The following is a 7,341-nucleotide window of genomic DNA, read 5'->3' on the forward strand; positions in this document are numbered from 1 at the left end:
TGGCTGGGGCGAACGCGGCGGACGGCCATCAGATGTGCCTCAGTTCAGCCGTAGTTCGCCGACGGCGCGTTGCTGATCGGATTGATGCTTGAGCACGACACCCATGGTGGCGGCGATGGTCGCGTCGTCGATGGTGTCCAAGCCGAGCGCCAATATCGTGCGACCCCAGTCGATGGTCTCCGCGACCGACGGCAGCTTCTTGAGCTGCATGCCGCGCAGCACCCCGATGATGCGCACCAGCTCTTCGGCAATGTGGCCGGGCAGCTCGGGCACGCGGGACAACAGGATTCGACGTTCCAGGTCGGGGCTGGGGAAGTCGATGTGCAAGAACAGGCAGCGCCGTTTGAGCGCTTCGGAGAGTTCGCGGGTGGCGTTGGACGTCAGCACCACGAACGGTGTCCGCTCGGCGGTGATGGTGCCCAACTCGGGGACCGTGACGGCGAAGTCTGACAGCACCTCCAGCAGCAGACCCTCGATTTCGATGTCGGCCTTGTCGGTCTCGTCGACCAGCAGCACGGTGGGTTCGGTGCGCCGGATCGCGGTCAGCAGCGGACGGGAGAGCAGGAATTCCTCGGTGAAGACGTCGGTCTTGGTCTTGTCCCAGTCATCGGACCCGGCCTGGATACGCAGAATCTGCTTGGCGTGGTTCCACTCATAGAGCGCGCGGGCCTCGTCGACACCTTCGTAGCACTGCAGGCGGACCAGACCGGATCCGGTCGCCTGCGCCACGGCGCGGGCCAATTCGGTCTTGCCGACCCCGGCCGGGCCCTCTACCAGCAGGGGCTTGCCCAGCCGGTCGGCGAGGAAAACGGCTGTCGCAGTGGCAGTATCGGGCAGGTATCCGGTTTCGGCCAGCCGACGACCGACGTCTTCGATATCGGCGAACAGCGGGGCGGACCGCGCAGGCACACTCACGTTTGTGTTTCTCCTCAGCTATGTCAGACCGGGCGGGTCTGGCCGTCTCCCCAACCGATCCATTTGGTCGAGGTAAGTTCCGAAAGCCCCATCGGGCCGCGGGCGTGCAGCTTCTGGGTGGAGATGCCGATCTCGGCACCGAAACCAAACTGCTCGCCGTCGGTGAACGAGGTCGACGCGTTCACCATCACCGCGGCCGCATCGACTCCTTCGGTGAACCGTTGGGCAGCAGCCATATTGGAGGTGACGATGGCCTCGGTGTGCCCGGTCCCGTATTCGTTGATGTGGGCGATGGCCTCATCGACACCGTTGACGACCGCGACCGCGATGTCCATCGACAGGTATTCGCGACGCAGGTTGGCGTCGTCGGGATCGAGATGCACGGTCACACCGGCATCTTGAAGCGCATTGATCAGCCGCGGCAATGCCTGGTCGGCGACCGCCGCGTCGACCAGCAACGTCTCGGCCGCATTACAGACACTTGGGCGACGAGTCTTGGAGTTCAGCAGGATCCGTTCTGCCATCTCCAGATTGGCGGCGTCGTGGACGTAGACATGACAGTTTCCGACACCGGTCTCGATGGTCGGCACATGTGCGTCGCGGACCACCGCATCGATCAGTCCCGCTCCCCCACGCGGGATCACCACGTCGACCAATCCACGTGCCTGAATCAGATGAATGACGGTGGAGCGGTCGGCCGGCGACACGAGCTGAACGGCATCAGCAGGTAGATCCTCGCTGACGAGCGCTGCGCGAAGCACGTCGACCAGCGCCTGATTGGAATTCACCGCCGATGCGCTTCCGCGCAGCAGCGCAGCGTTACCGGACTTGAGCGCCAAACCAAAGGCGTCGACGGTGACGTTGGGCCTGCCCTCATACACGATCCCAATCACGCCGAGCGGAACTCGCTGCTGGCGCAGGGCCAACCCGTTGGGCAGCGTATAGCCACGCAGCACCTCGCCCACCGGATCGGGTAACCCGGCGACTTGGAGCAGCCCGGCGGCGATTCCCTCGACGCGCTGTGGGTTCAACGCCAGCCGGTCGAGCATCGCGGCCGGAGTCCCGTCGGCCTGCGCCACACGGAGATCCTCACCGTTGGCCGCCAGGATGCGGTCGGTCTGGGCCACAATCTCCTCCGCGGCGACGCGCAGCGCGTGGTCTTTGGCAACCGTCGGCAGCGAGGCCAGCGCACGGGCGGCGACCCGGGCCCGGCGCGCGGCGTCGTGCACCTGCTGGCGCAGGTCAGGAGACGAGAATGCATGCACACTCATTAACCCAGGGTAATCAGTGTGGTGCGGCTCGGTTGACGCGGCTCCATGCAGACGTCCCAGCGGACATGATTTTGGTGCGTCGCCACGCAGCAAAACGTGTTCAGTGGTGGCCGTCTTTCTGGCCGCAGTTACGATACGGCCTTACCTAGAGCGCTAACTCGTCAGCCGTCAACAATCCGAATCGAGACTCGATTGGTTCGCCGTCGTATTGGCCGTCGCTTGGGCGGCGCCGTGGGTGCGCTGCTGGGCGCCGCATTCCTGCCTACAGCCGTAGCCTTCGCCGACAGCTACGAGATCATTGCCGATCCGAGTTCCACCGAACTGATCACCGGGTTTTTCGGCGATCCCACGACTCCTCCCGCGGTCGCCGGAAGCATCCAGGGACAGCAGGTTTTCGAGGTTTATGACACGACGACCGGTCAGACGGTAGGAAGCTTCGACGCAGACGAGAGCACCCAGCCGTCTCTGTACGGCGCCGCCAACGAGTTACTCCTGGTCACCAAGGACCTGTCAGGCACTACGGGCATCGCGAGCGGGGATACTCCGCCAGTCGGCTCGGTGATCGACATCGCCAATTACGGCGGTGGCTACGAGACCATTTACTCCGCCCTCACCCCGCCCGGCGGCGACGTGGTCACGGACTCCTGGACCAACCCCTTCGGGGGCGGGTCCATTCCGGCCACTTATGACGTAGCCGTAGGTCTTGGCACTGACTCCCAGGACGCCCCACCCGTGCACCTCATCGACGGCTACGAGCTCGCTCCGGCCGCCGGGGCCAGCGAAAATATCACCTCAGTGACCGGGATGCCGCCTGCAGACCTCGCCGTCGAGGGAAATCAGCTATTCGACGTTTACAACGCCGCCGGCGACCAAGCGATGGGCTCGTTCGAAGGCGAGGTAACCAACACGTCGGATGTCTTGCTCAACTACACCGAGGAAATCCTTGTCACCCAGGACGTCTCGGGCACCGTGGGTAGCGCTGCCGGGGACACGCCAGCGGTCGGCACCCTGTACAACGTCTTCTACTTTTTCGGTGACAGCTCGTTTTACAACCTCTACTCGGTGACACCTTCGTCGTCAGGCGACGTCGTCTCGGATGTGTTGGTGAGCCCCTATGGCGAAATCAGTATTCCCATCCCGTATGACGCAGACACGGCGCTGACCGTCGACTCATTTACGGTCCCTTCTTCCGACGAGAGCATCATTCCGGTCGGCAGCGATCAGATCTTCGGAATCAACGGGGTCCCGCCATTGAACTCAAGCGTCGAGATGTATCAAGAATTCGCGGTCGAGGACGCGTCCGGCAACACCATCGGAAACTTCGACGCCGACGTCACCACCACCACCGGCCTGCTCGCCAGTTCGACCGAGTCGGTTCTGGTCACCGCCGACTCGGGCACCGTAGGCACTGCCGCGGGCGACCTGCCGCCGGTCGGCTCGGTGTTCGAGGTGGACAACTTCGGATTCGGCTACGAAACCGTCTATTCCGACCTCGTCTCGACGACCGGCGCGAACGTGATCTCGGAGACCTTGGTGACACCGATGGGCGACTTCGCCATCAACCCCACCATGGACTTCGCCGCCAACGTCGCCGACGGCTCATTCTTTGTCCCAAGCTGGCTCGCCGACTTGGCTTCCAACCTTTTCTGACCCACGTCATTTCGCTGCTCGTACAACCCGCGATGTTTCTTTTCGCCGGTCTTCGATGATGCGACCCAACTCTTGCAGCAGTAACGGCGTACGCAGCACCAGATCTTCGATGTGCTCACGAGCGATCTGCAGCGCGGTCACCTCTTCCAGGGCGTACGCGCCCGACGAACTCGGTTGACGGGTGAGCGTGGTCAGCCCGAGGAACGACCCTTCCTCCAGCAGGCTCAGGGGAACGACCGAGCCGTCTTCGGTGGTCGTGGTCAGGCGGATGCTGCCGTCGATCAAAAACGTCATCGCCGTGGGCACTTCGCCGACGTACTGCACGACTTCGTCGGTGCCGTACCGAACCATTTTCGCGTGCGGAATCAGTGCCTGCTGATCGGTGAGACTCAACCGCAAAGCCGGCGCCACGACGGTTCGCATCGCCATCTGCACCCGTGCGGGTGTCGAGAACTCGTCGGTGGCACCGTCGAGGTGCAGATCCTCCCGCCGTGCCGCGTACCAGATCCACCGCAGGAACGTCGCTTTCGCGGCGCCGTCCTCGGCAGGCGACTTCAGCGCGACGCTGACCTCGTACTCGCCGACACCGCTGGTCGTGGCCGTCGGCACGACTTCGGGTTTGCGTTGCGGCAGCGCAGTCGCGACCCGTATCAGCAGTCGGCGCACCCGCTCGGGCGGGTCGTCCACCGAGAACGTCGTCGCGATCGACAACTTGTGCGCGCCGGGCGGACGACTCATGTTCGTGAACGAAGTGGCAGCCAGCACCGAGTTCGGCGTGATCTGCAATCCGTGGCCGGTCTGGATGTGGACGGCACGCCAGTTCGCTTCCACGATGCGTCCGCGCGCCGCCGGAGTGTCCAGCCAGTCGCCAATCCGAAACGGCTGCTCGAACAACATGAACAAGCCCGACACGATCTGACCGACGGAGTTCTGCAGCATCAGGCCGATGACCACCGAGGTCACGCCCAGCGCGGTAAACAAGCCGGCGACGCGTACACCCCAGACGTAGGAGAAGATGAGCGCCAGGCCGATCGCAATCAGCAAAAACCTTGTGACGTCCCGGAATATCGTCGGCACCCGCTTGCGCCAGGTACCCTCGGGCGCGCCCTCGAACACTGTGGCGTTGAGGCCGGACAACACCAGTAGCAACACCACGAAGCCGAATATCGTCGCCAGCATGCGCACCGAGTTGTACTGCGCGGGCACCCTTGCGATCTCGACAAGGAGTATCAACAGCGCTGCCAACGGCACGATGTAACGGCGCAGCAGATTGACCGGTCCGGCCAATGCGCTGTGCCTGCGTGCCAGGAAGTTGTGCCATTCGGTGAGGCTGATCAGCAGGAAAGGCAGCCCGAGCGCCAACCCACCCGCCCAATACAACCACGACGAGTCCACGGCGATCACCTGCGATCCGCCAGCCGCCAGATCGGCTGTTCGGAGCCGCCGACGGTAACGCTTCCGGCCGGGGTGAACTGGCGGATGTCGCGCATCACCTCGTATACCTCCGAGGTGACGTAGACGCCAGAATCCGATGCGCCACTGCGCATCTGGTGCGCCAAATTCACCGCGGCGCCCCACATGTCGTAGATGACGCTGGACCTGCCGACCAATCCGCTGATCACGTTGCCGGTGTTGACGCCGGCCCGAACGCTGAGGTGATAGCCCTTACCGCTGTTGAAGCGCTCGATGATGCGCTGCATCTCGATGGCGAAGTCGATGGTTCGGGGCACGCTGTCCAGTCGCGGCACGTTCAATCCGCAGCTGGCCAGGTAGCCGTTATGCACGGTGCGAATCGGCTCGACGCCAAGGGTTTCGGCCGCCGAATCGAGCTCGCGCATCAACTCGTCGACGATCCCGACCAATTCGTCGCCGGACAAACCGATCGAGATCTCGTCGAGGCCGATGATGTCGGCGAAGATGATGGTGACGTCCTGGTGCTCTTGAGCGATGGTTTCCTCGCCATCGCGGTAGCGCTGCGCTACGGTTTCGGGCATCAGCGACAGCAGCAAGCGGTCGTTTTCATCGCGCTGCTCGGTGAGCAAGCCTTCCTTGATCTTCAGATTCCGGCTCATCTCATTGAAAGCGACTGTGAGAGAGCCGATTTCATCTCTTGAGGTGACCGGTATCGTCACCTCGTAGTTGCCGGCGCTGATTTCTTCCGCCCCGGCCCGCAGTCGCCGGATGGGCTGCACGAACACATGGGCGATCAGCATCGCGACCACGCAGAGGACGAAAACCAGCGCCGCCGCCGTCACGATGAGCGTCCGGGTGAATGCCTCGATCCGTGCATTGGCCTCGGCGCTGTCCCGGGTCGCCAAGATCGACCACCGCAGGTCTGAGTTCGGCACCTCCAGCGGACCATAGGCCGCGAGTTCATGGTCGCCCAGATAGCCGGTATCCATCACCGTTCCGGTCTGGCCCCGTTGGGCGGCGCGAAACGCCTCGGTCTGCACCGGCTGGACCAGTGTGGTGCCGTGCCACCGTAACGCTTTGGCGACGATGTCTGGCGGTGTGCCCGCGGCGATCGCGTCGCGTTGATATTTCTCGGGGTCTTGCAGAAACAGCCGGGAGTCAGAACGCATCAGGCCGTCCGGACCGGCGAGGTAGGTCTCCGCCGTCGCACCCATGCCAGCGGTTTTCCAGTGCTGATCGGCGGTCATGATTCGGTTGACTTTCGAGATCGGCAGCGGAAGCGCCATCACTCCCGCCGCCTTGCCTCCCACGTCGATCGGTGACACCAGCCACGCAATGGGCATTCCGGCGGCAGGCTGAAACGCCTCAAAGTCGGTGATCCACACGAAATCGACGGCGTCGGCGGCGATCGCCTTCTCATAGGCATTGCCCAGGTTGGATTCGCGGTACGGGCCGGTGAGGATGTTGGTGCCCAGCGCTGGGCCTTTGTTCACGTTGTAGATCACATTGCCACGGGTGTCGAGCAACATTGCGTCACGGTATTCGAAGCGGGTCGCGATCTCGCGAAAGTAGTTGTTGAAGCGTGCATTCGCGGCCGACCATGCGCTGCCGTCGCCCGCGTCGTCGGGCGCCGGCGACGTGGCCGACGACCGGATCGTGTAACGGGTTTGGAGATATCTCTGGGCGTTGCTGCTGGGCAACAGCGCGGCCATGTCCAGCTTCTGGCCGGTTGTCTGCTGGATCGGTTTGATCAGCTTGTTGGTGTAGTAGGTCTCCAATCCCTGCTGCTCGCCGGGATCGGTCGGCGCGTCGGCCAATTGGTCGAATCCGGCGGTGAAGGCAGTCACGGCTTCTTCGGCGGTCGACCCGCGGGTGTAAACGATCAGCGAATTCGTCAGGTCGGCGAACAACATTTCAATCGCGCGCTTCTGCGCTTCGCGCAGTTGTGTCATGCGTTCGGCGGCGACCGGCATCAGCAAGCGTCGCCCGGATACATATTCGACCGCGCCAATCACGCCCAACGAGGCCAGGCTGGATACCAGCAGGATCAGCATGATCTTCGACTGAATGCTCAACCGGGACAGTGGCCGCC

5 protein-coding genes are annotated in these 7,341 nt (G+C 63.4%); 1 reads left to right on the top strand and 4 read right to left on the bottom strand.

The genetic code is table 11. The features are described from left to right. Nucleotides 1-39: 39 nt before the first annotated feature. Complete coding sequence (locus VN856_RS23630; RefSeq protein WP_325693704.1) at nucleotides 40-915, bottom strand: MoxR family ATPase; 876 nt, start codon at nucleotides 913-915, stop codon at nucleotides 40-42. A 23-nt stretch (nucleotides 916-938) separates the two neighbouring features. Next, nucleotides 939-2,186 (bottom strand): glutamate-5-semialdehyde dehydrogenase, encoded by a 1,248-nt coding sequence (locus VN856_RS23635; protein ID WP_325693706.1) that lies wholly within the window; start codon nucleotides 2,184-2,186, stop codon nucleotides 939-941. A gap of 231 nt (nucleotides 2,187-2,417) precedes the next feature. Between VN856_RS23635 and VN856_RS23640 the strand changes: the two genes are divergently transcribed. Continuing rightward, entirely contained in the window at nucleotides 2,418-3,836 is a 1,419-nt protein-coding gene (locus VN856_RS23640) for a hypothetical protein (protein ID WP_325693708.1), read from the top strand. 6 nt (nucleotides 3,837-3,842) lie between these two features. Here VN856_RS23640 and VN856_RS23645 read toward each other — a convergent pair whose 3' ends face one another. Both VN856_RS23645 and VN856_RS23650 read right to left on the bottom strand, forming a co-directional pair. Beyond that, complete coding sequence (locus VN856_RS23645; protein WP_325693710.1) at nucleotides 3,843-5,240, bottom strand: mechanosensitive ion channel family protein; 1,398 nt, start codon at nucleotides 5,238-5,240, stop codon at nucleotides 3,843-3,845. Beyond that, a partial coding sequence (locus VN856_RS23650; protein WP_325693712.1) for an adenylate/guanylate cyclase domain-containing protein occupies nucleotides 5,237-7,341 on the bottom strand: 2,105 nt, incomplete at its 5' end. The genes VN856_RS23650 and VN856_RS23645, both read right to left, overlap by 4 nt.

The sequence above is a fragment of the Mycobacterium sp. genome (assembly GCF_035603715.1).
GTDB lineage: Bacteria > Actinomycetota > Actinomycetes > Mycobacteriales > Mycobacteriaceae > Mycobacterium.

Excerpts from the sequence above, each read along its gene's own strand:
- VN856_RS23635 (WP_325693706.1), bottom strand. The coding sequence starts at position 2,186 with ATGAGTGTGCATGCATTCTCGTCTCCTGACCTGCGCCAGCAGGTGCAC.